24 protein-coding genes are annotated in these 25,577 nt (G+C 57.7%); 12 read left to right on the forward strand and 12 right to left on the reverse strand.

Annotated features, from left to right (window positions below; all coding sequences use genetic code 11):
• Positions 1-36: 36 nt before the first annotated feature.
• Both AC1RME_RS13935 and AC1RME_RS13940 read right to left on the reverse strand, forming a co-directional pair.
• A complete protein-coding gene (locus tag AC1RME_RS13935; protein WP_493091428.1) occupies positions 37-963 on the reverse strand; it encodes a hypothetical protein in 927 nt (308 codons plus the stop codon).
• Between the two features lie 327 nt (positions 964-1,290).
• Positions 1,291-2,166 (reverse strand): LysR family transcriptional regulator, encoded by an 876-nt coding sequence (locus AC1RME_RS13940; RefSeq protein WP_493091429.1) that lies wholly within the window; start codon positions 2,164-2,166, stop codon positions 1,291-1,293.
• Between the two features lie 111 nt (positions 2,167-2,277).
• On the opposite strand from AC1RME_RS13940, the gene AC1RME_RS13945 reads away from it, so the two are divergent.
• The 4 genes from AC1RME_RS13945 (at position 2,278) to AC1RME_RS13960 (ending at position 6,183) form a co-directional block, all read left to right on the forward strand.
• The gene (locus AC1RME_RS13945; protein WP_493091430.1) at positions 2,278-3,498 is read left to right on the forward strand and encodes a YbfB/YjiJ family MFS transporter; all 1,221 of its coding nucleotides are present in this window, start codon (positions 2,278-2,280) and stop codon (positions 3,496-3,498) included.
• 64 nt (positions 3,499-3,562) lie between these two features.
• Positions 3,563-4,561, forward strand: a complete 999-nt coding sequence (locus AC1RME_RS13950) for an NAD(P)H-quinone oxidoreductase (protein WP_493091431.1) — start codon at positions 3,563-3,565, stop codon at positions 4,559-4,561.
• A gap of 112 nt (positions 4,562-4,673) precedes the next feature.
• A complete protein-coding gene (locus AC1RME_RS13955) occupies positions 4,674-5,618 on the forward strand; it encodes an alpha/beta hydrolase (protein ID WP_096821288.1) in 945 nt (314 codons plus the stop codon).
• A 151-nt stretch (positions 5,619-5,769) separates the two neighbouring features.
• Entirely contained in the window at positions 5,770-6,183 is a 414-nt protein-coding gene (locus tag AC1RME_RS13960; protein WP_096821287.1) for a VOC family protein, read from the forward strand.
• A gap of 56 nt (positions 6,184-6,239) precedes the next feature.
• Here AC1RME_RS13960 and AC1RME_RS13965 read toward each other — a convergent pair whose 3' ends face one another.
• From AC1RME_RS13965 to AC1RME_RS13985, 5 genes are all read right to left on the reverse strand, one after another.
• A complete protein-coding gene (locus AC1RME_RS13965; RefSeq protein WP_096821286.1) occupies positions 6,240-6,569 on the reverse strand; it encodes a hypothetical protein in 330 nt (109 codons plus the stop codon).
• A 74-nt stretch (positions 6,570-6,643) separates the two neighbouring features.
• Positions 6,644-7,675 (reverse strand): RNA 3'-terminal phosphate cyclase, encoded by a 1,032-nt coding sequence (gene rtcA / locus AC1RME_RS13970; protein ID WP_096821285.1) that lies wholly within the window; start codon positions 7,673-7,675, stop codon positions 6,644-6,646.
• 8 nt (positions 7,676-7,683) lie between these two features.
• Positions 7,684-8,472, reverse strand: coding sequence for a nucleotidyltransferase domain-containing protein (locus AC1RME_RS13975; protein ID WP_096821284.1), 789 nt, complete (start codon positions 8,470-8,472; stop codon positions 7,684-7,686).
• A 37-nt stretch (positions 8,473-8,509) separates the two neighbouring features.
• The gene (locus AC1RME_RS13980; protein ID WP_102621585.1) at positions 8,510-9,736 is read right to left on the reverse strand and encodes an RtcB family protein; all 1,227 of its coding nucleotides are present in this window, start codon (positions 9,734-9,736) and stop codon (positions 8,510-8,512) included.
• A gap of 357 nt (positions 9,737-10,093) precedes the next feature.
• Complete coding sequence (locus AC1RME_RS13985; RefSeq protein WP_493091432.1) at positions 10,094-11,641, reverse strand: vWA domain-containing protein; 1,548 nt, start codon at positions 11,639-11,641, stop codon at positions 10,094-10,096.
• 205 nt (positions 11,642-11,846) lie between these two features.
• Here AC1RME_RS13985 and rtcR point away from each other — a divergent pair, with 205 nt between their 5' ends.
• Together rtcR and AC1RME_RS13995 are read left to right on the forward strand one after the other, a co-directional pair.
• Positions 11,847-13,466, forward strand: coding sequence for an RNA repair transcriptional activator RtcR (rtcR, locus tag AC1RME_RS13990; protein WP_493091433.1), 1,620 nt, complete (start codon positions 11,847-11,849; stop codon positions 13,464-13,466).
• Complete coding sequence (locus AC1RME_RS13995) at positions 13,441-13,650, forward strand: hypothetical protein (protein WP_493091434.1); 210 nt, start codon at positions 13,441-13,443, stop codon at positions 13,648-13,650. Before rtcR ends, AC1RME_RS13995 begins: the two co-directional genes overlap by 26 nt.
• A 52-nt stretch (positions 13,651-13,702) precedes the next feature.
• Here the strand turns inward: AC1RME_RS13995 and AC1RME_RS14000 are convergent, their stop codons facing one another.
• Positions 13,703-14,131 (reverse strand): hypothetical protein, encoded by a 429-nt coding sequence (locus AC1RME_RS14000; protein WP_255261930.1) that lies wholly within the window; start codon positions 14,129-14,131, stop codon positions 13,703-13,705.
• 122 nt (positions 14,132-14,253) lie between these two features.
• Between AC1RME_RS14000 and AC1RME_RS14005 the strand changes: the two genes are divergently transcribed.
• The gene (locus AC1RME_RS14005) at positions 14,254-14,592 is read left to right on the forward strand and encodes a YceK/YidQ family lipoprotein (protein ID WP_096821280.1); all 339 of its coding nucleotides are present in this window, start codon (positions 14,254-14,256) and stop codon (positions 14,590-14,592) included.
• 427 nt (positions 14,593-15,019) lie between these two features.
• Positions 15,020-15,229, forward strand: coding sequence for a hypothetical protein (locus AC1RME_RS14010; protein WP_493091435.1), 210 nt, complete (start codon positions 15,020-15,022; stop codon positions 15,227-15,229).
• 83 nt (positions 15,230-15,312) lie between these two features.
• Here AC1RME_RS14010 and AC1RME_RS14015 read toward each other — a convergent pair whose 3' ends face one another.
• A complete protein-coding gene (locus tag AC1RME_RS14015) occupies positions 15,313-16,545 on the reverse strand; it encodes an NADH:flavin oxidoreductase/NADH oxidase family protein (protein ID WP_493091436.1) in 1,233 nt (410 codons plus the stop codon).
• Between the two features lie 74 nt (positions 16,546-16,619).
• Complete coding sequence (locus AC1RME_RS14020) at positions 16,620-17,699, reverse strand: saccharopine dehydrogenase family protein (RefSeq protein ID WP_493091437.1); 1,080 nt, start codon at positions 17,697-17,699, stop codon at positions 16,620-16,622.
• Between the two features lie 194 nt (positions 17,700-17,893).
• Between AC1RME_RS14020 and AC1RME_RS14025 the strand changes: the two genes are divergently transcribed.
• Together AC1RME_RS14025 and AC1RME_RS14030 are read left to right on the forward strand one after the other, a co-directional pair.
• The gene (locus AC1RME_RS14025; protein ID WP_103385254.1) at positions 17,894-18,697 is read left to right on the forward strand and encodes a type 1 glutamine amidotransferase domain-containing protein; all 804 of its coding nucleotides are present in this window, start codon (positions 17,894-17,896) and stop codon (positions 18,695-18,697) included.
• Between the two features lie 115 nt (positions 18,698-18,812).
• The gene (locus tag AC1RME_RS14030; RefSeq protein ID WP_493091550.1) at positions 18,813-19,739 is read left to right on the forward strand and encodes an acetoacetate decarboxylase (ADC); all 927 of its coding nucleotides are present in this window, start codon (positions 18,813-18,815) and stop codon (positions 19,737-19,739) included.
• 15 nt (positions 19,740-19,754) lie between these two features.
• Here AC1RME_RS14030 and AC1RME_RS14035 read toward each other — a convergent pair whose 3' ends face one another.
• A complete protein-coding gene (locus AC1RME_RS14035) occupies positions 19,755-20,234 on the reverse strand; it encodes a MerR family transcriptional regulator (RefSeq protein WP_414881750.1) in 480 nt (159 codons plus the stop codon).
• A gap of 227 nt (positions 20,235-20,461) precedes the next feature.
• Between AC1RME_RS14035 and AC1RME_RS14040 the strand changes: the two genes are divergently transcribed.
• Positions 20,462-21,292, forward strand: coding sequence for an alpha/beta fold hydrolase (locus AC1RME_RS14040; protein WP_048390108.1), 831 nt, complete (start codon positions 20,462-20,464; stop codon positions 21,290-21,292).
• A 243-nt stretch (positions 21,293-21,535) separates the two neighbouring features.
• The gene (locus AC1RME_RS14045) at positions 21,536-22,624 is read left to right on the forward strand and encodes an NAD(P)/FAD-dependent oxidoreductase (RefSeq protein WP_493091438.1); all 1,089 of its coding nucleotides are present in this window, start codon (positions 21,536-21,538) and stop codon (positions 22,622-22,624) included.
• Between the two features lie 278 nt (positions 22,625-22,902).
• On the opposite strand, the gene AC1RME_RS14050 is transcribed toward AC1RME_RS14045, so the two are convergent.
• Positions 22,903-25,512, reverse strand: a complete 2,610-nt coding sequence (locus tag AC1RME_RS14050) for a hypothetical protein (RefSeq protein ID WP_493091439.1) — start codon at positions 25,510-25,512, stop codon at positions 22,903-22,905.
• Positions 25,513-25,577: the final 65 nt, after the last annotated feature.

Below are 25,577 nucleotides of genomic sequence, written 5' to 3' on the forward strand. Positions count from 1 at the left end.
CGCTCACAAAAAACGGCCTTCGTTGAAGGCCGTTTTTCATTCCGTGGGCAGGGTGATCAGCGTTGCCGGTACGGAACTCCCAGCCTCTTTCACCGACTGGATCATGGCCAGGGTGGTCTGCATCGTTACCAGCACGTTTGCCTGATTCGCGTAGTAAGAACCCGCGAGTATGGCAACCATCCCGAGAAAATGTACGGCCGTTGCCGCCCAGTAATTCGCCTTGATCGTCGAGATCTGCCTGATTGCTTCGTCAATTCGCTCCAGAGACCTGTCCATGCGAGCCGAGATGACCGCGTAACGCTGGTCGCGCTCCAGGTGAGCCTTTTCTTGCTCCAGTCTGACTTTTTCGTAGGCTTTCTCTCGCTCGACCCTAGCGGTTTCCCGCTCCTGTCGGGCCGTCTCCAAGACCTTTACATGCCCCAGTCGAGCCTTCAAGCGCTCCTGCCGAAGGTTTTCCAGATTCTGCTCATGCGCCAGCTGAATTTTTTCCAGAGCCTGCTCCCGCTCCTGACGCAGCTTCTCCTGAGCCAGCTCCCGCTCCTTACGCACCTTCTCCTGAGCCTGCTCGCGCTCAAGGCACACGTTCTTCTGAGCCTCCTCCCGCTCAAGACGCGACTTCTCCTGAGACTGCTCCCACTCCTGCCGTGCAGTTTCCTGCTCTCGTTTCTGCTCCAGCCGCGCTACCGCCTGAGCCTTCTCCCATCCCTGCCGTGCAGCCTCCTGCTCTCGCTTCTGCTCCAGCCGCGCCACCTCTTGAGACCGCTCCCGCTCCAGCCGCGCCGCCTCCCGAGCCTGCTCCCGCTCCACCCGCGCCGCCTCCTGAGATCGCTCCCACTCGAACCGGGCCTCCTCCATGGAGCGCTTTTGCTCCAGCCGTGCCTGCTCCTGACTTTTTTCGACCTCCAGCCGTGCCTGGTCCCGCTCGGCCTGCTGGGTCAGAAAGCCATCGATCTTGGCGGACATGGACTCGATCCGTGCATCGATTCTTGTCTCGATGACTTCGATCCTGGCGCTGAATTCGTCTCGCGTTATGTAGGTCATAGACTCAGTTCTATCCGTTTGCCCGGCCATGTCGCTTGCTTGAAATTGGCTGACTTCCCTTGCAATCAATTCCGCACCTCTGACGTTTATCAATACTTCCCTGGATTGATCACCTCGGAGGGTTTCACCTGCTCACTCCGGGTGTGAGAAACGATAGGACCCGGCCAAAAAACTCACAAGCCAGCGGATTCTGGCGCTGTTGTAGGCAAGATCGTCAGCTGATGTAGCCGTCCTACACAGCATCAAGGACTACTCATTCTCCAGCGCAAACGCCTCGACAATGTGCTCGATCACCGCCCTGACCCGCGCGGTATGGCGCAAATCCGCGTGGGTCACCAGCCACACTTCATAAGGCAACGGACGCGTGCGCTCCGGCCACAGCCTGACCAGACCGTCGCGTTCGCCCATGTAGACCGGGATTTCTCCTACACCCAGTCCGGCGGCAATCGAGCGTCGTACCAGCAGACTGGAGCTCAGACCGGCGACGATACGCCCGCGAGTCACGGGTTCGGTCACCAGGGTCAAGTCTTTGTTGCCTTGCAGATACGGCTGGTACACCACCAGATCATGGCCCTCGAACGCACTGCCTGGCGCCGGCACGCCATGGCTGTCGACATAGCTCTGCGAGGCAAACAGCCCCACCGGCCAGCGCGCGATGCGCCGGGCGATCAGGTCCGGGTTGTCCGGGCGGGTATTGCGCACCGCGATGTCCGCTTCACGTTTGGCCAGGCTGAGGATCTGCGTGGAGGCGTCCAGGTGCACGCGCACGTCCGGATGCTGTTCGTGCAACTGCGCAATGGCCGGAATCAGGAAATCGATGGCCAGCGAATCGGTGGTGCTGATTCGCACACTGCCGGTCAGGCGGTCGTCCAGGCCTTGGATACGCCTCTCCAGCTCCAGCGCCGAATGCTCCATTTTTTCCACCGACTTGAGCGCGGCTTCACCGACTGCCGTCAGTGCATAGCCCTCGGAGGTGCGCAGAAACAAGGTCGCGCCCAGCGACTTTTCCAGTGCTGTGATGCGTCGCCCGACCGTCGCCTGATCCACGCCCAGTACACGCGCGGCGCCACGCAATGTCGACTCGCGGCAGACCGCAAGAAACACCCGCGCATCATCCCAGTTCACATCGTTCTCCATTGATGCATAAACGCATCATAATCACGCAAACTCGCTGCATTAACGCAGCAAAGATAGCCGATATGCTGGGCGCCATAAACCTTTCACAGGATTGCCGTCATGCACACTTCAACTGCTTTGCCCGAGCGTCCGGACACGAGTGTCTGGCTGGCGATCTTCGCCGGACTCTGCGCCAGCCTGGTCAGCATCGGTCTGGCGCGTTTCGCCTACACGCCGCTGATCCCTTCGCTGATTCAGGCGCAGTGGTTTTCCGCCCATGATGTGGTCTATCTCGGCGCGGCCAACCTGGTCGGTTACCTGATCGGCGCCCTCCTCGGCCGCCCGCTGGCACGCAGGTTTACCCAGAGAAACGCTCTGCGTCTGATGATGCTGGCGGTGACCGTGGCGTTTTTCGCCTGTGCGTACCCCGTGTCGGTGAGCTGGTATTTCGGCTGGCGCCTGCTGTCCGGGATCGCGGGCGGTGCGATCATGGTGCTGGTTGCCTCGACCGTATTGCCCCATGTACCGGCCGCGCGCAAAGGCCTGGCCAGTGGGGCGATTTTCCTCGGCATCGGTCTGGGCATCGCCGGCTCGGGCACGATCGTTCCGCTGCTGTTGAGTCTGGGCCTGCAAGCGACCTGGCTTGGATTGGGCGCGCTGTCGCTGGCGCTGACGGCATTGAGCTGGTTCGGCTGGCCCTCAGAGCTGCCCCATGCAACCACCGCAACGGCTCAGGTGGATCCGGTCGAGTCGACACCGCCTGCTGTTTATCTGTTGTTTGCCCAGTACGCGTTCATGGCCGCCGGGCTGGTACCGGCCATGGTTTTCCTGGTGGATTACGTCGCCCGTGGACTGGGCGCCGGGGCGCACGTCGGCGCGCTGGTCTGGATCATGTACGGTCTGGGCGCCATCGTCGGTCCGGTGAGTTATGGCTTTCTCGCCGATCATCTCGGCGCACGAACCGGCATTCGTCTGGTGCTGGTGGTGCAGGCGATCACCCTTGGTTTGCTGGCCATTTCTCATTCGTTCCTGGCGTTGGCGCTGCTGGCGGTGGTGCTCGGCTCGTTTCCACCGGGCATCGTTCCGCTGGCGTTGGCCCGGGTGCATGAGCTGGTGCCGGATCATCATCGCCAACAGGTGGCGTGGAGCCGCGCCACGGTGTCGTTCGCCACGTTTCAGGCGCTGGCTGGATTCGCCTATTCGGCGCTGTTCAACGCCATGGGCGGACAGCACGTGCTGCTCTTCGTGATTGCCGGCGGTGCCATTGTGATCGCTCTGATACTTGAGCACGCCATAAAACTGCTGCCCTCCTCCGTCGCGCAACGCTGCTGCGCCCAATGACGGGAATCATTGCGCCCTGAGTGCGCTCCCATCTACTGATCACTTGTTTAAAGAGGAATCGACAATGACGTTGCCCACTGAAATGACCCGCATCGAAATCACTGAACCGGGCGGGCCCGAGGTTCTGCAATCCAGACGAGTCCCGCTGCCGGTCGTCGCGCAGGGCGAACTGCTGATCCGCGTGCACGCCTCCGGCATCAATCGGCCGGACGCCTTGCAACGTGCGGGCAAGTACCCGATGAGACCCGGGATGAACCCGATCCCCGGTCTGGAGGTGGCCGGTGAAGTCGTGGCGCTGGGTGCAGGTGTCAGCACTTTTGCCGTGGGCGACAGGGTTTGCGCACTGACCAATGGCGGCGGTTATGCCGAATACTGCACGGTTCCCGCGGGCCAGGCCCTGCCGATCCCCGACGGGATGGACTGGATTCAGGCCGCGGCAATCCCCGAAACCTTTTTCACGGTATGGGCCAATCTGTTCGGTCTCGGTGGTGCGATTCGAGGGCAGCGTGTGTTGATTCACGGTGGCACCAGTGGCATCGGCACTACCGCGTTGATGCTGTGCCGCGAGTTTGGCATCGAAGCCTTCGCCACCGCCGGCAGTACCGATAAATGTGAGGCCATCCGTGAATTGGGCGGTGAGCCGATCAACTATCGTGAGCAGGATTTCGCTGCCGTCATCGCCGAGAAAACCAACGGCCAGGGCGTCAATGTGATTCTCGACATCATGGGCGGCTCGTATCTGAACGCCAACCTCAGCGCACTGGCAATGGATGGCCGCGTGGTGATGCTCGGTTTTCTCGGCGGCGCCCGCGCCAACGATGTCGATCTGCTGACCATTCTCGGCAAGCGTGCCGTGGTCACTGGTTCCTTGTTGCGCGCACGCACTTCTGCGGAAAAGGCTGCCATCGCCGATCAATTGCGCGAGCACGTCTGGCCGGTACTGGCCGCCGGGCGCTGCCTGCCGATCATCGACAAGGTCTACCCGCTCACCGACGCGGCCCAGGCCCATGCGCACATGGAAGCCGGTGATCACATCGGCAAGATCGTGCTGAACGTGGCGTGAGCCACAGCATCGTTTTGTAATGATTGCAGGCGGACGACGATCGAAAATGTCACGCGCGGACCAAGGCATCTGGTAAAAAGCCTTCTTTGTCCGCGCACTGGTGAAACGTTCAATGTTCCTTGCCTTCATGACCCGACTTCGCCGCCGGCGCCTGGCGTTTGCGTGCATGGCCGCCCTGATCATCGGTCTGCCGGCGAGTTGCGCCGTACTGGAACACACCGAACGCAAGCTGCTGTTTCGCATCGAACCGGGCACGGCCGGCTGGTATCACGGCTTGCCCGGCAGCGTTCAGGAACTTGACCTGCAACCCAAAAGCTTCAAGGCCGGGCAGAACATTCATGCGTGGTGGTGGCCGGCGGAACGGGCCAATGCCCCGGCCATTCTTTATCTGCATGGCGTGCGCTGGAACCTGACCGGGCAGTTGTTTCGCATCGAACAGCTGCGCGCAGCGGGGTATTCGGTATTGGCCATCGATTACCGAGGCTTTGGTCAGAGTCATGGTGACTTGCCGTCAGAAAGCACCGTTTATGAGGATGCACGGGTGGCCTGGGAACGCTTCCAGCAACTGCAACCGGACCCGAGCAAACGTCTGATCTACGGGCACTCTCTCGGTGGTGCGGTCGCCATCGACCTGGCTGCCGAACTGGGCCGGGACGCCGCCAGAAACCATACGCCGCTGCCGGTCCGGGGTCTGGTGATTGAGTCCACCTTTACCTCACTGGCCGACGTCGCCGCGGCGGTGGCCAACACGTCCCTGCCCGTTCGCTGGTTGTTGTCGCAGAAGTTCGACTCCATCGACAAGATTGCCGACATCCATATGCCGCTGCTGGTCGTGCACGGCCTGGCCGATGCGTTTGTGCCGTCACGCTTCAGCGAGCAACTGTTCGCGGCCGCCAGCCAACCCAAACGATTGCTGCTGGTACCCGGCGGGACGCACAACAACAGCATGGCACTTGGCGGACAAAACTATCGCAAGGCGATCGATGCATTGATGCAAACCAAGCCCGCCGCACGCGTCGCAGGCGCAACGTTGTTGCAAGGCGCGCGCGATTCCTGAAAACAGAGACCATCGGTCATCCCGGCGTAAATAATTGCAGCACTGACTGGCAATCCGTCGATCTAACGCTTTGCTGGATGGAGTCAATCCATGACGCAGCTTCGGCACACCCGGCCGCGCTGCGTTTCACTGCCTGTTCGGGAGCACCACCATGAAAATCAACCCGTACCTGATCTTCAACGGCGATTGCCGTGCGGCCTTCACGTTTTACGAGCAATGCCTGCAAGGCAAGCTTGAAGCGATGATGACTTTCGGCGAAACGCCCGCCGCAGAGCATGTTCCGAAAGAGCATCACAATCTGATCATTCATACCTGCCTGAAGGTCGGTGATCAGATGCTGATGGCATCGGACACCACGCCCGACCGTCCGACCCAGGGCATGAGCGGTTGCTCGGTGTCCTTGAACGTCGACACCGTCGCCGAGGCTGAAAGAGTCTTCAATGCCCTGGCCAGGGACGGTCGAGTGGACATGCCACTGGAAGCGACCTTCTGGGCCGCGCGTTTCGGCATGCTGGTGGATCGTTTTGGCGTGTCGTGGATGGTCAATTGCGAAAGCGACAAGTGATGCAGCCATTGCGCCGGACATGAAAAAGCCCGACCTCTTCAGGTCGGGCTTTGTGTTTATCGCTGAGCCAGTTCATGTCTCACGCATTGTTCGTAATAGGTCTGCTTGACGGCTGCAGGCTTGAGGCGCGAGGTACTGTTGTAGGTCTGCTCTGTGATGCCCATTGCGGTCATGCGCATCCACGGTTGCTGAAACCTGCGCACCTGCAAGCGCTTGCGGGCGCCATAAAGGGAAATCCCCGACAGCTTCGATTGCTGCGCGCCGGCTGCGATGTCCGAACCCCAGGTACAAGCAAAACGATGGCTCTTGCTCAGTTCCCTCGCCTGGGCGCCCAGCGCGAAGAGAGCCAGGGAAAGCGTTGCAACGGTGATGACAGTCGTCCGCATAGGGCCAGCCTAACCTTTTGAAAAAAGGCGAGTTTGCCGGTGCCGGAAACATTCGGGGGCCAGCAGTTTGCCGCCTATTGGTCTCGGGTGCTGACTTCGATCCTCAACCGATCGGTGCTTTCTTCACGGCACTCAATGGTGACTGGTAAAAAGCGCTCGATCACGGCGACGTTACTCTGCAGATGCTCGGTCATCCCGGGCGTCGTAAACGAGCCTGATCCGGCCAGCGCCATCGGCAACAACAGTTGATCGGCCAGGTGCTCAGCCACCGCTGCTCCACTGCGCAGCCAAGCGTCTGCCTGATTGACCGCAACGTCCGCAACGGCCTCTGCGCGCAGTGAAGCCTGGCCAAACGCACTGAATACTTCCGTGACGTGTTCAAACGCATATTCCAGCAACAGCACGTTACCCGGCCCGCACTCCGGATCAAGGCTGATCGTATTCATCGTCGCTGGCAGCATATTCAAACGCCGGGCCACACGGTCAAGCTCACGTCTGGCGATGTCCGAAGCGAGACCTGCCGACAGCGCAAACGCCTTTTGCGAAAGCGGCAAGCCGCGATCACACACGTGCAACGCCGACAGTTTCGACGGCTGCACCGTGGCCTCTATTTCGCCACCACCCGCAGGAACGAATCCATGACGAAGCAGCTTCAGATCAACCTCGGCACCCATGCGTCGCAACAACGGCAACCAGCTGCGGGTGAGGAAATCGGTCGGTGGCGCCAACGGATTATGGGTACCACCACTGATCCATACACGACTGGCTTGCGGCGCCCGCAACAACGCGGGCAGCAAGGTCTGCAACACCAGTGTGCAACTGCCGGCGGTACCAATGGCAAAGCGGTATTCGCCGCCGCGAATCGGTCCGGGCTCGAAGCTCAACGCTTGCGACCCCAACTCTGCGCCTTGAGTCCGTGCACCGCAGACCTGTGCCGCCGCCATCACGGCGGTCAGGTGCTGGCGCAACAAACCCGGACGGCTACGTTTGGCACGAATCCGTTCGATGCGAAATGCCCGTCCCGTCACCATCGACAGGCTCAAGGCACTGCGCAACACCTGGCCGCCACCAATAGCGCCGTCCAGTTCAATCACGTCCTGTTTCATTTTCTTCCTTATGCGTACAACCCGACGGTTTCTCTGAGGTATCGATCGAGCTGACCGGAGTCTTCCCGGGTTCTGGCCAATGTCGGTACTTCGCGCTCCAGTTCAGCGGCGATGAATCGATGCAGCGCCGGGCGACGAGGACCATAGGCGCTCTCATCGGCATTGCGCTTGAGTGCGAGCAGCTCATCGACTTCGTCGAGCAACGCTTGGTCATCGACGGTGCTCAGTAGATCGGCAAATGTCATCGGCGGCCGGCCACGGCCCTGGTCGATCCAGCGCACGGCCAGCAGCGGCCGCAATACGTAGAAGTACTTTTTGAACCTCACGCTGTCGCCCTGCAAATAACCACGGAAGTTCTTCTTCGCCATCGACAGGTAGTGATTGCGCGCGGCCGGCGGGCTGTAAAACGCCTCGGCAAGCGCCCGCAGTTGAGAGACCGCCGCGGTTTCGCTGCGGTACACCAGCGGTGAGTCGAGCCACTCCAGCAAGGTCGGATTGGACTTTCGCAACAGCCCGAGGGTTTTGCGCAGCTCCCAGCCACTCACGTCGAGTTCATCATCCAGCGGCCGTTCGATCACGTCCCGAGGCGCGTCGACCTGGACGAACCACTCGGGTTTCTCCACATAAACAAAGCGCACATCGTAATCGCTGTCGGTCGAGGCGAATCCCCAGGCCCGGCTACCCGACTCGCAGGCATACAGCACCGTGACATTACGCTCGCGCTCTATGCGCGCCAGCTCTTCCAGCACCCGGGCGCGCATGGCGCTGCACAGCGGGTGACGTTCTTCGAATTTCATGTCCTTCAATCCTTGTTCCAGCGTGCCGTGGCACGCGCTATCCCTTGACGCACACCACCTGACGCAAGGTGTGCAGCACTTCCACCAGCTCGCGCTGGGCGTGCATGACTTTGTCGATGTCCTTGTAGGCCATCGGAATTTCATCGATCACCGCAGCATCCTTGCGGCATTCAACGTGCGCGGTGGCACGAATCTGATCTTCAACGGTGAAGGTGTTTTTTGCCTTTGTACGGCTCATGGTCCGACCGGCACCGTGGCTGCAGGAGCAAAACGATTCTTCGTTGCCCAGACCGCGCACAATGAAGCTCTTGGCACCCATCGAACCGGGAATGATCCCCAACTCGCCCTTCTTCGCCGATACCGCGCCTTTGCGGGTGACCAGAATGTCTTCGCCGAAATGCCGTTCTTTCTGCACGTAGTTGTGATGGCAATTCACCGCCTCCAGCGCCACTTCGAACGGCTTGCGGATAATCTGCCGCGTGGCCTGAATCACGGCCTGCATCATCAACGCGCGATTCTGCTTGGCGAAGTCCTGGGCCCAGCCCACCGCTTCCACGTAATCATCAAAGTGCTGGCTGCCTTCTTCGAAGTACGCCAGGTCACGGTCCGGCAGGTTGGCGATGTGCTGACGCATATCCGCCTGTGCCATCTGGATAAACAGGTTGCCGATGGCGTTGCCGACACCCCGCGAGCCGCTGTGCAACATGAACCAGACCCGGTTGGCCTCATCCAGACACACTTCGATGAAGTGGTTGCCGCTGCCCAATGTTCCGAGATGCCCGCGGTTGTTGGTGTTGGCCAGTTTCGGATACTTGTCGGTGATTGCCTTGAACCGTGGATGCAGCGCCGCCCACGCCTGATCGGCCTGCACCGGAATCTCGTCCCAGGCGCCCTTGTCCCGCCGTGATCGGGTCGAACTGCGGCCATGGGGCACCGCCTGTTCGATCGCACTGCGCAGGCCATGCAGGTTGTCCGGCAAATCAGCAGCTGTCAGAGAAGTTCGCGCAGCAATCATGCCGCATCCGATATCGACTCCGACCGCCGCCGGGATGATCGCGCCTACGGTAGGAATCACGCTGCCGATGGTCGATCCCTTGCCCAGGTGGACATCCGGCATCACGGCGAGGTGCTTGAAAATGAATGGCATCTTCGCCGTATTCATCAGTTGCTCGCGGGCTTCGTTTTCCACCGGAACGCCTTCCGTCCAAAGCTTGATCGGCTTGCCGTTGGCAACTTCCAGCAGTTGGTAAGTGTGTTGTTTCATCATCTCGATTCTTTATTGTCTGGCCGATGATTCGGCGCGGTTACACAGCCTTCGGCGACAAGGTTGGGTGAAACATGCAGCGCGCTCTACCGCTGAGCTACGACCTTTCGGTCGACGGGATTCGAACCCGTGCCCACGCTGTCCTGTAGTTCCACCGGCATTCGCCGGGCAAATTCGAAAAAGGTGGCACGACAAAGGTTGATGACTGTTGCGCGTCGCCGCGCACCGGGGTTAGCCGGCCTCAGATGTACAGCCATCGGCATTCGTGCCGTCACGCGCACTGACAAGGGTTTGATGAGACGTCTTGGATGTAGTCCCACCGGCATTCAGTGCCCGTGACAAATCAATTATTCAGCTTCATTCCATACGTTCGATCGCTTCGACCCAGTGCTGCGCACCGTACCGGCCGGCGGTGAATTGCTCGATCACATCAAACACCGCGTCACTGAAACCGCCGACATTCAGGATGTCGTCGCGATCCGCCGCCGGCGTCGCCCAACCCGGTTGCAGGTCGATGCAGATCAGGTGTGCTTGCGGGTTGATCCGCTTTATCCGCTCCCATTGCAGCATCGTTTCACTCGCCCCTCGACGTCGCGCATCGATCCAGGATTCGTTGTCCGACACCATGATCAGCGTATCGACTTTGGCCTTGCTGTCCGCCAGCTTCTTCAGCGGCGCCGAACAGCAGGTTCCACCACCGAAAATGCCCGCAAGCTTTTCGGCATTGCTGATCACACTGTCCCGCGGGTTGAGCGTGATATCCACCACGTCGACCTCGAACGGCATCACTCGTGCAGCCGGCTGCTTGCGCAACACCGCTGCCGCGATCAACGCCGCCACATCGATGCAGCGCACCGCCGTGGTCGCACCCTGCCGGTATCCGGTCAGCGGGCTGCCCATCGAGCCGGAGACGTCCGGGCAGACCACCACCGCGCCTTCAATCTTCGGCACATTGGTCAACGACAGCTCAAGTGCATCTTGCAGCGCCTCGCGTATCGGCGCCGGAATGTCATCACCGATCATTCGATACGCCGTCAGCAACTGGTACGGGTACACCCGCGCCCTGGCGACTGCTTCGGGATCCGCCAACCGCGCGGCCACGTATTCGGTGCAACCCGGCACTTCAAAAGCACCATGGCGCGCCAGGGTGTTGAGGTTGATTCGAAGCCCCTGCCAGCCCATGTTTCGCGCTTGAGCAGCCCACTGCTCTTTGCTCAGGGTTTCATTGCCGAGCAATTGAAAAGGCACCTCTGGCACCTGATCACTTGCACCACTGCGGAACGCCAGCAGATCGCGGGTCAGTTCCGGCAATGCCTGCACATCCACCGGTTTGCCGATCAGCCAGGCGAAGAATGCTTCGCGCCAGGCTTCGGACGGTTTGGGATGAACCATTTTCACCACGTCCGCCAACGAGGGCTGATTACCGATCGACGCTTGCAGCAGTTGCCGCTCGGTCGCGCTGTTCAGCCAGTTCTGCACCAGCCGCTTGGGCTGCGAGCCGAGGGATTTGCGCCCGGTGGCACCACTGCGCAGGATCTGTACGAAGTTGCGCAGCATCTTGCCACTGTCGACGATCCCTCCGAACACCTCCGGTACCAGCACCGAACGCTGGGCGGTCAGCGCCGCCAACAACAAGGCCGGCATGTCTTTCATATGGCCCTTTTGGCGGGCGTATATTGCGGCGTTGGCCACAAAACGGCTGTCCAGTTCAGCCACCAGCTTCAACACCTGATCCAGCTGGTTTTCAGCCGTTGCGTAAAAGGTCTGGTTCAGACAACCGGTCACTGCCAACTGGGCCAATTGATGCTTGGGCGTATAGGCATAGGCGGCCGCTCCAGAAGCATTCAAGGTGTCGCACGCCGGCAGGTTGTTCGATTGTGTGTTGAAGAGGTTGAAATTGGCCATCGTGGCGTCTCGCTGTGTTGTCCTGTTCGTTGCAAGAGCTATTGCAGCCGCCGTGCCAGTTTTAAAAAAATCACCAGAAAATAATTTAACTATTTGATTTATATAGATATTTATTATTATTGCGATGATCTCATAACGTTAAGCACGACAAACCGATTCGCCGAACACTATCATTGAATATCGTCTTTTATCTTTTGAGATAGCCATGCAAAACAAGCGCACTGTTGCCATCGGTTTTATCGGAGCAACCCTCGATCGCGTGGGTAAAGGTGCCAATCGCTGGAACCACTGGCGCCCGAGCGTGGGCCTGTGCCAGCAGCCGGATGTGTTGATTCATCGACTGGAACTGATTCACGGCACAGACGCCCGAGACGCCAGCCTGGCCGAGCGAGTTCGCGAAGACATTCGCCAGGTATCGCCCGAAACCGAGGTCCGCCTGCACCCGATGGCGCTGCGTAACCCGTGGGATTTCGAAGAGGTTTATGGCGCGCTGCATGACTTCACCACCGAATACACCTTCGATACCGAACACGAGGACTATCTGGTCCACATCACCACCGGCACCCATGTGGCGCAGATCTGCTGGTTCCTGCTGACCGAGGCGCGCTACCTGCCGGCACGACTGATCCAGACCTCCCCCGCCCGCCGCAAGAGCGAAGATGAGCCGGCCACCGGCACTCACGCGCTGATCGATCTCGACCTGTCGCGCTACGATCGCATTGCCACTCGCTTTACCATCAAGCGCCTCGAAGGCCTGGAGTTTCTTAAATCCGGCATCGCCACACGCAACGCCGCGTTCAACCGCTCCATCGAACAGATCGAACGCGTCGCCGTGCGCTCGAAAGCGCCGATGTTGCTGATCGGCCCGACCGGGGCCGGCAAATCCTTCCTCGCTCGACGGATCTACGAACTCAAGCGCGGCCGCCATCAAATGCAAGGACGCTTCGTTGAAGTGAACTGCGCCACCCTGCGCGGCGACGGCGCGATGTCCGCGCTGTTCGGCCACGTCAAAGGCGCCTTCACCGGCGCGCAGAATGCCCGCGACGGCCTGTTGCGCGCCGCCGACGGCGGCATGCTGTTTCTCGATGAAATCGGCGAACTGGGCGCAGACGAACAAGCCATGCTGCTCAAGGCCATTGAAGAGAAGCGCTTCTTCCCGCTCGGCTCGGACAAGGAAGTCGACAGTGACTTCCTGATCATTGCCGGCACTCACCGCGACCTGCGCAGTCGTGTCGCCGAAGGCCTGTTCCGGGAAGACCTGTACGCACGAATCAATCTTTGGACATTTGATCTGCCCGGCCTGGCCGGCCGTCGAGAAGACATCGAACCCAACATCGATTTCGAGCTCGAGCGCCACGCACGCGAGCACGGTCAACTGGTACGTTTCAACCTTGAGGCCCGCAAGCGCTATCTGACCTTTGCCAGCTCACGCGAAGCTGCATGGCTGGGCAACTTTCGCGAACTTTCGGCCTCGATCACGCGCATGGCGACACTGGCCGACAGCGGGCGAATTGATGAAACGCAAGTGCAGGAAGAAATTGATCGACTTCGTTATGCCTGGGGACTGAAGCAACCGGCAGGAGTGACGGACGATTTACCGGGAGATGCCGAAGGCATGGACCTGTTTGATCGGTTGCAATTGAAGGCCGTGCTGGCAGTGTGTAGAGAGTCAGATAGCTTGTCGGATGCTGGCAGGCGCTTGTTCGGCGTGTCCCGACAGGCGAAGGCGCAGCCCAATGATGCCGACCGATTGAGAAAGTATCTGGGACGGCTTGGGATTGAATGGAGCCAGGTGACCGATGCCAAAGAATCAGCCGCAAAGTAAAACAGCAGCGACCGCTGCCGAAATAGAACGCTCGATCCAGGCCCTGAACAAAATGGCGGAACGCCTCTGGGGTGACGGACGCGAGGCCGAGGCCAAGGCACTCCTTGATGCGCTGGATGCGTTGAATCGGGCACTCGACAGAATCAGGATTGGAGAAAGTCGCAGGGCTGCGACGCTCCATTAAGATGAACGCCAGGACAGACAACCGAACCAGGGACAATCTACAACAGCATGAATCACTTGCGCTCGGAAGACTGACCGATCTCCTCGCGAGTCGGCATAGTCCAGTCCGAAGCGCGCCGTTCATAAATAGAGTCTTCGTGCTTATGGCCGTCGTAGCCGAACATCAGCAAATACAATCCAAACGCTGTTGCCGCCAATATCGCCCTGCCAATCGGGCTGGCATCTTTAGCTAAACCACCCGGCCCAATGGCCACCCAACCGCCCCGCAGGTAATTGAAGACGGCTTGCATAAACCAAGCTTGCATCGCCAGGGAGAGCCAGAACAGGCTCCATTCTCCTGTGTAGCGCACAAAGGCATTTACCACAGCTCCTGCAACCATCAAGGCCAGTATCCAGTAGCGAAAACGCTTGAGGAAAATCAGGGTGCTGTTCTTGTGCTCCATCCCTCCCTCACGCTTGAACTCAACAGGCTTCTCAACCATGCACACTCCTTGTATCGCGACATAATTTACCAATTCGCAAAAACGTGTCACGACTTTGAAATTGGAAGCTACCACCCCATCCATTCAGCTACCATTCAGATCTTTCGAATGGAGTCGACCAAATGAACTTTAGATTCTTTCTGTTGATGCTCGCAGCCGTTTCAGCGTCGGGATGCGGAACGATCAACACAACCTTCCGGGATGATGCCGTAGCGAGTAATAAACTGGCTCGCTGGCATTCCCACTGCGACTCGGTATCCCGCGTCTACGGCGGCACCATTTTTGACTACTGCACCCTTGATGCGGAGCCACGCCGCAGCAATGGTTTCGATGGACACCCTGCTCCAGCATTAATTGTCCTGGATATGGGAGCGTCAGTGGTCGCAGATACTCTCGTATTGCCATACACCATTTATTTGCAAAACAAGCACGGCGATATCAAGAAGGCTCGTTTCGAATAACAGGGCAAACTGATCAGGTCAGGCCTGAACTTGAACCGATTTTAAACATTCAGAAAGGTGCCGCGACTGGCCTGGCTCGATGGCCGATCCCGTCACTGATCTGAAGAATCGAGGAGCCCCGCAAAAGTCACGCACATGAAAAAGCCCAACTCGCTAAAGTTGGGCTAAGTCATTGAATTATATGGTCGGGACGGAGTGATTCGAACACTCGACCCCTAGCACCCCATGCTGGGGCCTGTAGCGAGCTAATCGACTGTTTTATAAGGAAAATATCTAATTTTAGGAATAGCAAAACATCCGTTTTTTTGTGTGTATGCAAACGAAAATACGCGGCCTCCAGAGGAGGTTTTGCGCATCCCATCTCCGGCATTCTGCCGACCGAAAAACGTCCCTGCTACTCTGGTTTCGTCCTCGGAGGAAACCCAAAATGCCGAACTCTGATCTGCTCCCTTCTCTGCTCTTCAAAATCAACGAAAACCAGCTCGCCCTCGAAGCGGCCATCATGGAACTTGCCCTCTGGGTGGAGCAGCGCGGATCCGCCGACGTCGCAGAAAATGTTCGCAGTTCCCTCGCTGCAATCGATCGGAATGAGGAGTTCATCAAGATGACCTTGGCCGTGTTGATGACACCTGACTGACCGCTATCGGCCAATAGCGGACGCTCCTGTTAGTAAAGACCGATACGACAAAACTTAGCTCTTCAAGTAAAAAACGTATCGGCTCACATCAAACGGTTTTCCACCCACCGTCGATATTGACGAGTGCGAAATGCCATACCGAGCTGTTGCAGGATAAGCGCACGCAGCGGTGAAACGTTCGGATCGGGCTTTTTCTCTCGACTCAGCTTGCGTAACTGAAACTTCACTACCGCCATGTTTGCCAAGGATGCGATGGCTTTATTTTTCCAGGTAATCGGCGGCAATTGCGGAGCATTGTCTTTGCCCAGCAGCCAGTCCCGAGGCAAGTTGGGATCGATGGCTAACGCTGTTCCGATCCCAACCATATTGACGCCGCTCTGCACGACGTTTTCCGCCACCGCGCGGCGACGTATACCACCGGTGACCATCACCGGCATTCTGGCAACTGTTTGGATATCACGGGCGAACTCGACGAAGTAGGCTTCGCGAGCCAGCGTGCGACCATCGCGCGCCTCACCCTGCATAGCGGGCGCTTCATAACTGCCTCCGGATAATTCCACCAAATCCACACCAAGGCCATTGAGCAGCTCAACGACCTTCTTCGCATCATCGGCGGTAAACCCTCCCCGCTGGAAATCGGCGGAGTTGAGCTTGACCGCTACTGCGAAATCCGCAGAAACCACAGCCCTGACCGCCTTGACGATTTCGAGTAACAGGCGCGCCCGATTTTCTAGGGAACCGCCCCATTCGTCCGTCCTTTGGTTGGTCAACGGCGAAAGGAACTGGCTCAACAAATAGCCATGGGCAGCGTGGATTTCCACGCCGGTGAATCCAGCTTGTTCGCCGAGGCGCGCGGTGTTCGCAAAGCGTTGGATAACGTCCTTAATCACGCCGGAGGTCATCGCGTGAGGCGTGGCGAAACGCTTGGACAGTTTGCCCAAATCCAGCGGCACGGCCGACGGTGCCCATGTTTTTTGCCCAAGATTGGACTGCATCTGCCGCCCTGGGTGGTTGATCTGCAACCAGAACTGCGCACCGCCGGATCGACCAATACGTGCCCAACGCTTGAACTTGGCCAGTTGCTGATCGTCCTGTAAAACTACGCCACCCGGTCCGGTCATGGCGCGGCCGTCGACCATCACGTTGCCGGTGATGATCAGGCCTGCACCACCATCGGCCCACGCTTGGTAGAGACGCATCAGTTCTTCGGAGGGTGCCTGATCGGCGTCCGCCATGTTCTCTTCCATGGCGGCTTTGGCGATTCGGTTCTTGATAGACGAACCGTTTGGAAGCATCAGGGTGTCGAACACATTCATGGGGCAGTCCTCAACTGGATATGAGGCCACCTTAAGATTGAAGTCAACTTTAAGGTCAACATCTTTTTTCCGAATCAGTCGATGTTCATCGCGCCAGATCCTGGCAATTGCGTCACCAGCTCAGCACCTAACAACTGTGCGGGCGTGTAAGCCCCGCCAGTCGGACGCATTTGCAACAGGTAATCAACCACCGCCAATGCAGCGTCGATCGTCAGGCTGTAGACGTTCGCGGTATGCAGGCGCGCGGTTCTGCACTCACCACGGGCGTTGCGAGCCTCGCCCCAAACATAGGTGCCTTGATCTGCGCGTTTTTCCTGATCTGGGCCGACCACGGTTTTTCCAATTCGTGCTTTGAGCAACCGCTGCACGAACGACAAACCCAGCAACGGACGTATCCAATTAGCAAACCGGGCGCCGCGGATCATGCCTGCGGAGCCAGGGATGAAAACTTCGATGTTGGCAATGCCGGTGGTGTGCCAAGCAGTGGAAACGTCGCCCCATGGAATAGTCATTGCCAGCTTTTCTCCGGCACCAAAATCGATGCGACGCACTCGGTAGGCCAGCGGCACCGAGGTGATTTTGCCGTCACGGCGAACCTTGCCACCCTGCGCCAAACCCTCAATTGAAGTCTTAGCAGTACCGGGCGAAAAACTTGAGCGCGAATCAAAACCCAATGCCAGATGCGTGGCATCCGGCATCGCATTTTTCAATGCAGCGGCTACACAGTCCGTAGGTACTACATCGAAACCGACGCCTGGGCAAATGACCACGCCCGCCGCCCGCGCACGTTCATTCAGGGATTGAGCGTGCTCGAATACGGCAATCTCGCCGGTGATATCCAGATAATGTGCATTGGCACGTAAGCAAGCTTCCATCATCGGTGCGGCGGTCGCTGAGAACGGCCCTGCACAATGCAGAATTAAACCATGGCCTTTAATCTGAGCAAGTAAACGTACTTCGTCTTCGAGTTCAAACACCCGAGCTTCAAGACTCAACTCCCGAGCCAGGGCTTCAACCTTGTCTCGGCTACGCCCCGCCAGCACAGGTTTAAGCCCACGTTTTACAGCATCACGAGCGATCAACTCGCCGGTGTAGCCATTGGCTCCATAAATCATCCATTTCATCTGCGTATCAAAGTTGTCTTGCTGACTCATGCATGGCTCCCGAGTGGATTAGTGAAGAGCGTTATTGCCTTGCTCATTCAGCATCAGACGCTAGCGTTAAAGTCAGGTTGAGGGTCAAGTTGAAGTGAGCAGCTACCAGTGGAAATTATTTGCAGCGGCGGGGTTGACCTTAAAGCGAGGTTTAAGGTGAGCATGCGCCGACCTGCTTGATTGATGGAACCCGGATGATGCTCAAGACCTTTGTTTCTTATGCGTTGGTACTGATAGGTAGCGCTTTCATGACATTTGCAAATGCTGACACCGCCCCTTCCACAATGACTGCCAAGAATCGCCAAATTCTGGTGATTCTGACCAACCACTCCAGCTATCCCTCACGAACCGATACGACGGGGTTGTGGCTGACTGAGCTGACGCATTTCACCGACGTAGTGGAGGCAGCTGGCTACAGCACAGTTTTTGCCAGTCCCAAAGGCGGTGCGGTGCCTCTAGATGAGCGCAGCCTCGGTTGGTTGTACATGGACAAGGCCGCCCGAGAGCATTTGCAGTCCCCTGCCTTTCGCGCTCGCCTGCAAAACACACTGCCGATCGCCGATGTCGATCCGTCCCAGTTCAGTGTCATCTACTTCACCGGGGGCCATGGGGTGATGTGGGACTTCCCCAATAATCCCGACCTGCGGCGTGTCGCCGAAACTATCTACAACCAGGGTGGCATCGTCTCGGCCGTCTGCCATGGCGTTGCGGGTCTGTTGGATCTGAAGGATGAACAAGGCCAGTTGATCATCAAAGGGAAGAACATCACCGGCTTCTCTGATCGCGAGGAGCTGTTCTCCGGCATGAAAAGCCAGGTGCCCTTCTTCCTTGAGGACAAGTTGGTGAGCCAAGGTGCGCGGTACCGCAAGGGCTGGCTGCCATTCACGTCATTCGCCATCACTGATGGAAGGCTTGTCACCGGCCAAAACCCTCAATCGCCCAAAGCCGTAGCTGAAGCCGTGATGGCGGTGCTCTCAGGCGACAACGTAGCTCGCTGAACCCTCAAGTAGTTCCCACCACCCGGAGAAAGACCGATTGAAACTCGCAAGCGCCGTATTAACAGGATTGCTGTTCAGCTCAATTGCCAACCATGCGTTGGCGGGGACGCCTGAAATGCTCAGCCCGACTGAAACCAACACAATCGATATCGCAGGCCACACAGTGCCGGTCGTCAAGGGCGGCTTGTACGACCGTTATCGCTCGAATCCTCCCTTGTCGGTGATTGCAGCAGAACTGCCGGGTGTTGATTTGAGCTGGTTCAAAGGACTGGAAAAGCACAAGGTAGACATTGGCTTCGAGTCATACTCTCCGAACTTTTATTACCAGAACAGTCGGGTAACGGCTGTCTACACGGCCGACCTGGACGCACTTCGGGCATTGATGCCGCCGGAAGTATTGGCAACCGTACACCCCCTGCAAATCTGGCCGGGTCGCGGCTTGATTGCGTTCACCGCGTACACCTATGAGCATTGTGATAACGACGCCTATAACGAAGTGGCCGTGTCGATCATCACCAACAAGCCAGGCAAAGCCAATCTGGGTCCGTTCACACTGATTGGCCAGTCGATGTCTGGCGACTTCTGGGGCTATGTGCTCAAGCTGCCGGTGAATACCGAGATTGCACGGGTGCGCGGTGTCGTCGGTTACAACCTGCCTAAATGGCTGACCGGTATTGACCGCAAAGAAGATGCCCAATCTGTGGTCTATAACATCACCGACAGCCAGACCGGAAAAGTCGACGTGTCCTTCAAAGCGAAGAAACTCGACAACCTCTCTCGTGATGTCGATATCGTCACCAGCAGCTTCACCAATCTAGATCATCATGGCCAACTGGCATACGGGTATGCGGTTTCCCGCCAGCTCAGTCACGGCTCCAGCCGCGACGCTGATTCGGCCACCCTCACACTGGGCGACGGCAGTCTGTCGAATTACCTCCGTGCCCTGAAGCTGGGGAAAATGATGAAGTACGAATACGTGCCAGAGTTCCAGAGTGCGCTTTATGCGCCCAAGCCACTCGCCAGCCTGATTGGCGAGCGCTGAGACCTTTTGCGCCTGTCAGGCTCCGGAAGCCTGACGGGTGTGTTTTTTTGTAGAAGACGTTACCGCGGGCCTATCTGAAGCTTTGCCAACTCCCTCTTCACGCAGACGATTTATCAGCATTTGAGCATTATCCCCACACGCCATGCCCTCGGGTTTATCTTCGATGCCCTTGATGACGACCAGAAGTTGAGCTTTGTTTTGCGCTAGCCGCTCCTGCAGAACGCTGATTTCTTCCACCTTTTGCTTGAGTCCAGTGAGCAACTCGTCGTGCCGCCAGCCACTGGCATTCATCGGCATCAGTTGCCGAATCTCCTCCAATGAGAAACCTGCCGCTTGTGCGCCGGTGATGAGTTCCAGTACCCATTCGGTATCGGGCGCGTAGTCCCGGTAGCCATTGGCCTTGCGCTCAACGGAGCTGATCAAGCCACTGGCCTCATAGAAACGGATGCGTGACGGCGCCAGTCCGCTGATTTTCGCCAGTTCGCCTATTCTCATACCTCACCCTGAAAAATCTATTGACCTTAAAGTTGACTTTAAACCTAAAGTCCTCGGGCGGCCAAGCGCAACTTGTGACTTGGTCGTCATGGCGTTCGTGAGTAAGCGCAGGCTAATCCAGCAACGCACTCTGAACTGCCTACCGGAAGGACTGCATGCTGTTAACTCAAGGCCATAATCGGAACGCGATTCGATGAAGGCCTCCACTTCATTCAGGAGATACGAACATGGGGTATGTCACTACAAGAGATGGTGTTGAAATCTTCTACAAAGACTGGGGGCCACGCGATGCCCAAGTCATCTTTTTTCACCACGGATGGCCACTGAGCGCAGATGATTGGGACGCGCAAATGCTCTTTTTCCTGGGTGCCGGTTACCGGGTTGTAGCACACGATCGGCGCGGTCACGGGCGATCCAGCCAGGTCTGGGATGGACACGACATGGACCACTACGCCGACGACGTCGCGGCCGTAGTTGATCACCTGGGTGTACAAGGCGCAGTTCACGTCGGGCACTCCACCGGCGGCGGCGAAGTCGTTCACTATATCGCTCGCCATGGCGAAGACCGAGTCTCGAAAGCAGCCATCATCAGTGCCGTGCCACCGCTGATGGTCCAGACACCGACCAATCCTGGCGGCCTGCCGAAGTCAGTGTTCGACGACTTGCAGGCACAACTGAAAGCCAACCGGGCACAGTTTTACCACGACGTTCCTGCAGGACCTTTCTATGGCTATAACCGCCCGGGTGCAAAGACCTCCGAGGGCATTGTCTTGAACTGGTGGCGACAAGGCATGATGGGATGTGCACAGGCACACTATGACGGGATAGTGGCGTTTTCTCAGACCGACTTCACCGAAGACTTGAAGAGCATCAAGATCCCCGTCCTGGTAATGCATGGTGATGATGACCAGATCGTGCCTTATGAAAATGCAGGGGTTTTGTCGGCGAAACTTCTGCAAAACAGTACGTTGAAAATCTACCCGGGCTTCCCTCATGGAATGCCGACAACCAACGCCGAGACGATTAACGCAGATCTGCTGGCGTTCGTGCGGAGCTAAAAAATGGGGCGGGTTAATCCCGCCCTTTTTCCCCTTGCGACTCCAAGATCAGATCTTGAATTTCGCAAAGTGCATAAGAAATGCGTTAACTGATTGTCCGCTTTTGGCCGAAAGCGGACGGTCAGGAGCGGCAGCAAGCGGCCAGTAGCAGACACTCAGAAAGCGTCCTGAACGATCAGGTTCTCATGTAAAGAAATCATCCAGCTGTCGTACCATCCGCACATCAACAAAACGGAGGTTGATATGGGAGATGGTCAGGGCAAACGAGTCGTTGTCATTGGTGCAGGCATCGTTGGCGCGTCATTGGCGTATCACTTGGCAGGTAAAGGCGCGAATGTCACTTTGGTAGAAGCTGAAGATATAGCTTCGGGAGTGACTGGCAGCTCATTCGCTTGGCTCAATGCCTCACACCCCGAACCCGACCCAATCGCGCAACTGCGCGGTTCTGCCATCAAGGAGTACCGCCGACTCGAAACCCAGCTGCCAGGTCTGGAGATAAGATGGACAGGCGCCTTGTCTTACAGCGTGATAGCGATTGAAGCGCTGCCAACCTCAGGTCACCAAGCTTCGGCAAACCTGGTGTCTCGATCGCAGATTCTCGACTTGGAACCAAATCTCAAGAACCCTCCCCAGTCTGCTCTGTATGCGGCTGAAGAAGGAGCGCTGGACGCAGTAGCAGCTACGCATGCGTTGATCGCAGGTGCCCAGGCGCATGGGGCGAAGATTCTCACTCGGACGCGAGTGCTCGGTTTTGTAAGCCAGAGTGCAACGGTGACTGGAGTCGAAACAACAATAGGCATCCTCGATGCTGATATTGTCGTACTGGCAGCCGGGACAGGCATCACGAAGCTGGCAGACATGCTTGGAGTGTCCCTGCCAATAGAGGCATCTCCCGCCATTTTCATCCGTTACAAGTCACAACCCAACCTCGTGCACACCCTCATCTCCAGCCCTGAAATGGAAGTGAGGCAAAGTTCGGATGGTACGTTGCTGGCAGCAGAGGATTACCTGGACGACGCCGTGGAAAATCAGCCGGCAGCGATAGCGCTTCGAACTGCCAAGACGATCCAGAACGAACTCCATGGTGTTATTTCTATAGATCCGGAGCGGGCTTGTGTCGGACTCAGGCCCATGCCTGCCGATGGCATCCCCATCATTGGTTATCTACCCAAAGTGGGTGGCGTCTACGTTTGTGCAATGCATCCTGGAATTACTTTGGCGGCGACAGTGGGACGTCTGGCCAGCGAGGAGATCATCGATGACAAGGTGTCCAGTGTCCTTTGCGCATGCCGGCCCGATCGATTTTTGCAAGCGGAGGGAATCCTCTTGTGAGGCAGAAATCGGCCAGAAGCGCCCCCCCATGAGCGACGGCTTCTGGCAGAGAGCTGAAGTTTGTTAACGCCCACTCTGGGGGTAGCTCATCTCTAGTTGGCACATGCAGAAAACTGAGAACTGCAGCGGGGCCGCATCGATGATGAGGTGGTGCACTATCCTCGGTTCTTCAGATCCACCGCCGTAGTGGTCGCTCAGTTAATCTACCGGCTTTAAAGCGGCGCAGCGCGGCTGCAAGCAACGCAGAATTACGTCACTCGCCTAGCCGCTGGTATCAATCAAAAGAAGCGTTCGATCTTCGTGAGCATACTGCGCACGCGGGTGCTGCGATTGGACCCGTCGCGAAGGAAATCCAAAAGCTCGGTTCGAAGTTCCATGCCAGCTTGACTCGCTCCGGCGACGCCTGACCAAGGTGCATATATGTGGTCTGAACGGCCGCCGTCCGTGAAGCCGACGCTTTCAAGAATCTGCTTTAGTGCTTCTTGGCCTGGAGACGCAGCCGGCATGCTTCCTCTGCCCAATGCGGACAGTCTGATGTACCGGCGGGCTTGAAGGGCACTGCCGTCGCCGAGGTGCGTCGGGAAGAAGGCTCGCAGTGCGCGCCGTAGACACGCTTCTGCGTCACTCATGGTTGGCACGCTCTTGCGGCTGATGCCGGTCAACACCTCTTCCTTGGCAGTCCATTCGCCTTGCATCAGCTTCGCAACATCGCAGTCGCATTCGCAATTTTCGAAGACGACCGGGGAGCCATATGCCGTATCGCCATAGGCAGCTACATCTTGAACCAGCAGATTCTTCTCGCCAATGAAGGTGCAATCGACAAATTTGAGCGCTGGCTTCTTCTTGGATCGCATATTCTTAACGCTGAAACCGCTGAGTTCACAGCCTTCAAAAGTGATCGGCCCATCGCAATTGACTAGTTCCACGTCGCTCAGGATACAGTTCTCGAACGAGACATCACTGAGGGAGACGCCCCGCAGGCGCACGCTGGACACGGAAGAGTTGACCATGCGGTTTCCGTCGAGAAAGAAATCGTCCCCGCTAAGCTCGTTTCCAATTTCAAAACCAGAAAACTCGATATCGGTGACTTCTGCTAGAGGCAAAGGCGCATGCACTGGTGCTGCCAGCGCTTCATCGCCAACGGATGCCCGGAGGAACCATAGATTGGCACTGGCCGATTCAGTGCCGTTCGCGACCGCTAAGTCGAGCGCCTGGCGCCAGTAATCGTCTACCGCATTATCGTTGAGTACGGACGGTAGCAGCGTCTCGAAGGTGAACTTCGCGCGCTCTGCTGAAGCAGCTAGTTGAAGGGTCTGGTCGCGATTCAAGTGAGCTACTGTAGCGTTTGTCGTGAATATTTGTGCGAGGAGAGTGCAGCGAATCCAGTCGCTCAGGAACTGGGGGCGGTAGGCGCCCGCAGCTTCCGTGGCGTACAGTAGCGCGTGCTTCGCGTTCTGCCGTGTAATTGCGACATGCACCTCAGACGCATTGACTGGGTCGACATCAAATGCCTCAGGTACCAGCTCATTGGGCGTGGGCACATGCGTTCCGGGCGGTGCTGAAGCGAGCGCTGCCAAGCCCTGCAATGCCCGCATTTGATTTTTTACCGAATACTTTTGCGCTGCAATGGCGTCTATCTTTGATGCTTCTCGGATGCAGGCAAACACTGCAGCGCTGAGACAAACGTCTCGGACTCTGGGAATGATGGCTTTGTTGTCCTGGTGCAGTGGCGCACGGTTACCGGATCGACGGCCAATGGCGATCGCTGCCAAGCCCTGGACGAAGAATAGCGAAGGCTCCTTCGCCACCTCAGGGAAAACTTCCAGGATCCAGGCGACAATGCTCTGCTTTTCTCGGATGACCATATCATCGGCCGGCCTGGTGCCGATCAATTCCTCGTACTCCGGCGGTAACTCAATCTCGCCTGCATTCCTGCTGCGCTCGACGATACCGTCAAAGACCGCTGCCACGTAAGCCCCGAAGTCATTGCCGTTCACGTCAGGCAGATCGACGTTGAGAATTGTCCAGTCACTGTTGTCGAGGTGCCGTGCCTCGGTACGGCGCCCCGAAAGGATGACTGTCGACTCCGGCGAGCCCAGGCGCAGCGTGATCAAATTGAGGAGGTCGAGGACTAAGTTTTTGTCATATCGACCGGCGACCTCGTCAATACCGTCGAGGAAGACCGTGACCAACCCTGATTTGACAGCCTGAGCCAAAAGGTTCGCGCCTTGACCGACGATGCCTATGAGCTGGGCGATGCTGTCCCAGGCTATGCCTTCGGAAAGGGGCAATTTCCTCAGCGGAATGAAGACCGATAGTTTTCCCCTTTTGTCATTGTTCAGATTTATCGCCGTATGGGCGAGCAAGACACTTTTGCCTTTTCCGGCCTCGGCTTCGATGAAGATCAAGCCAGCACCGGAGTAAACACGACGCGTCAGATCCGCCACAGCATCGAGTTCCCGGTCGCCAAGTTGATCGACCAGTGTCATACGTACTGGATCGATTCCAAGCGATCTAATGGGCTCCAGCGTCTCGTTTATCAAAAGCTGCTGCGAAGCATCGAACGTTGAGGGCAGGTCCAGAAGCCTTTGCAGCGCCATACGCACGGTCTCCGCGGTAAGGCCTAGCCCCAAGGTAATCAACTCCTCACCACTCGGCGCCCAATGGGAAAGCACGTAGTGGACTGCCCTAAGCCCAATCATTGGAGGCTTCTGGCTGATCTCTTTCGCTTCGATTAGTAATTCAGGCTTCGAAATGGCAGGGTCATCGACAAATACCCACAGCTCGCCTTTCAGCTCGAATGCCCGTGCACCTTTAGCATATGGCTCAAGGCTCCTGTCCATGGTTGTTGCGATAGCCTTGGCAACGTCGAAATGCTCTTGATCCATGTGTTTTCTCTTATATGCTTCCTGTTGACTAGATGCCGCTGCCTCGTTGCGCGCCACCAGCGAGG

The organism is Pseudomonas sp. GW822-FHT03F08, from assembly GCF_058801265.1.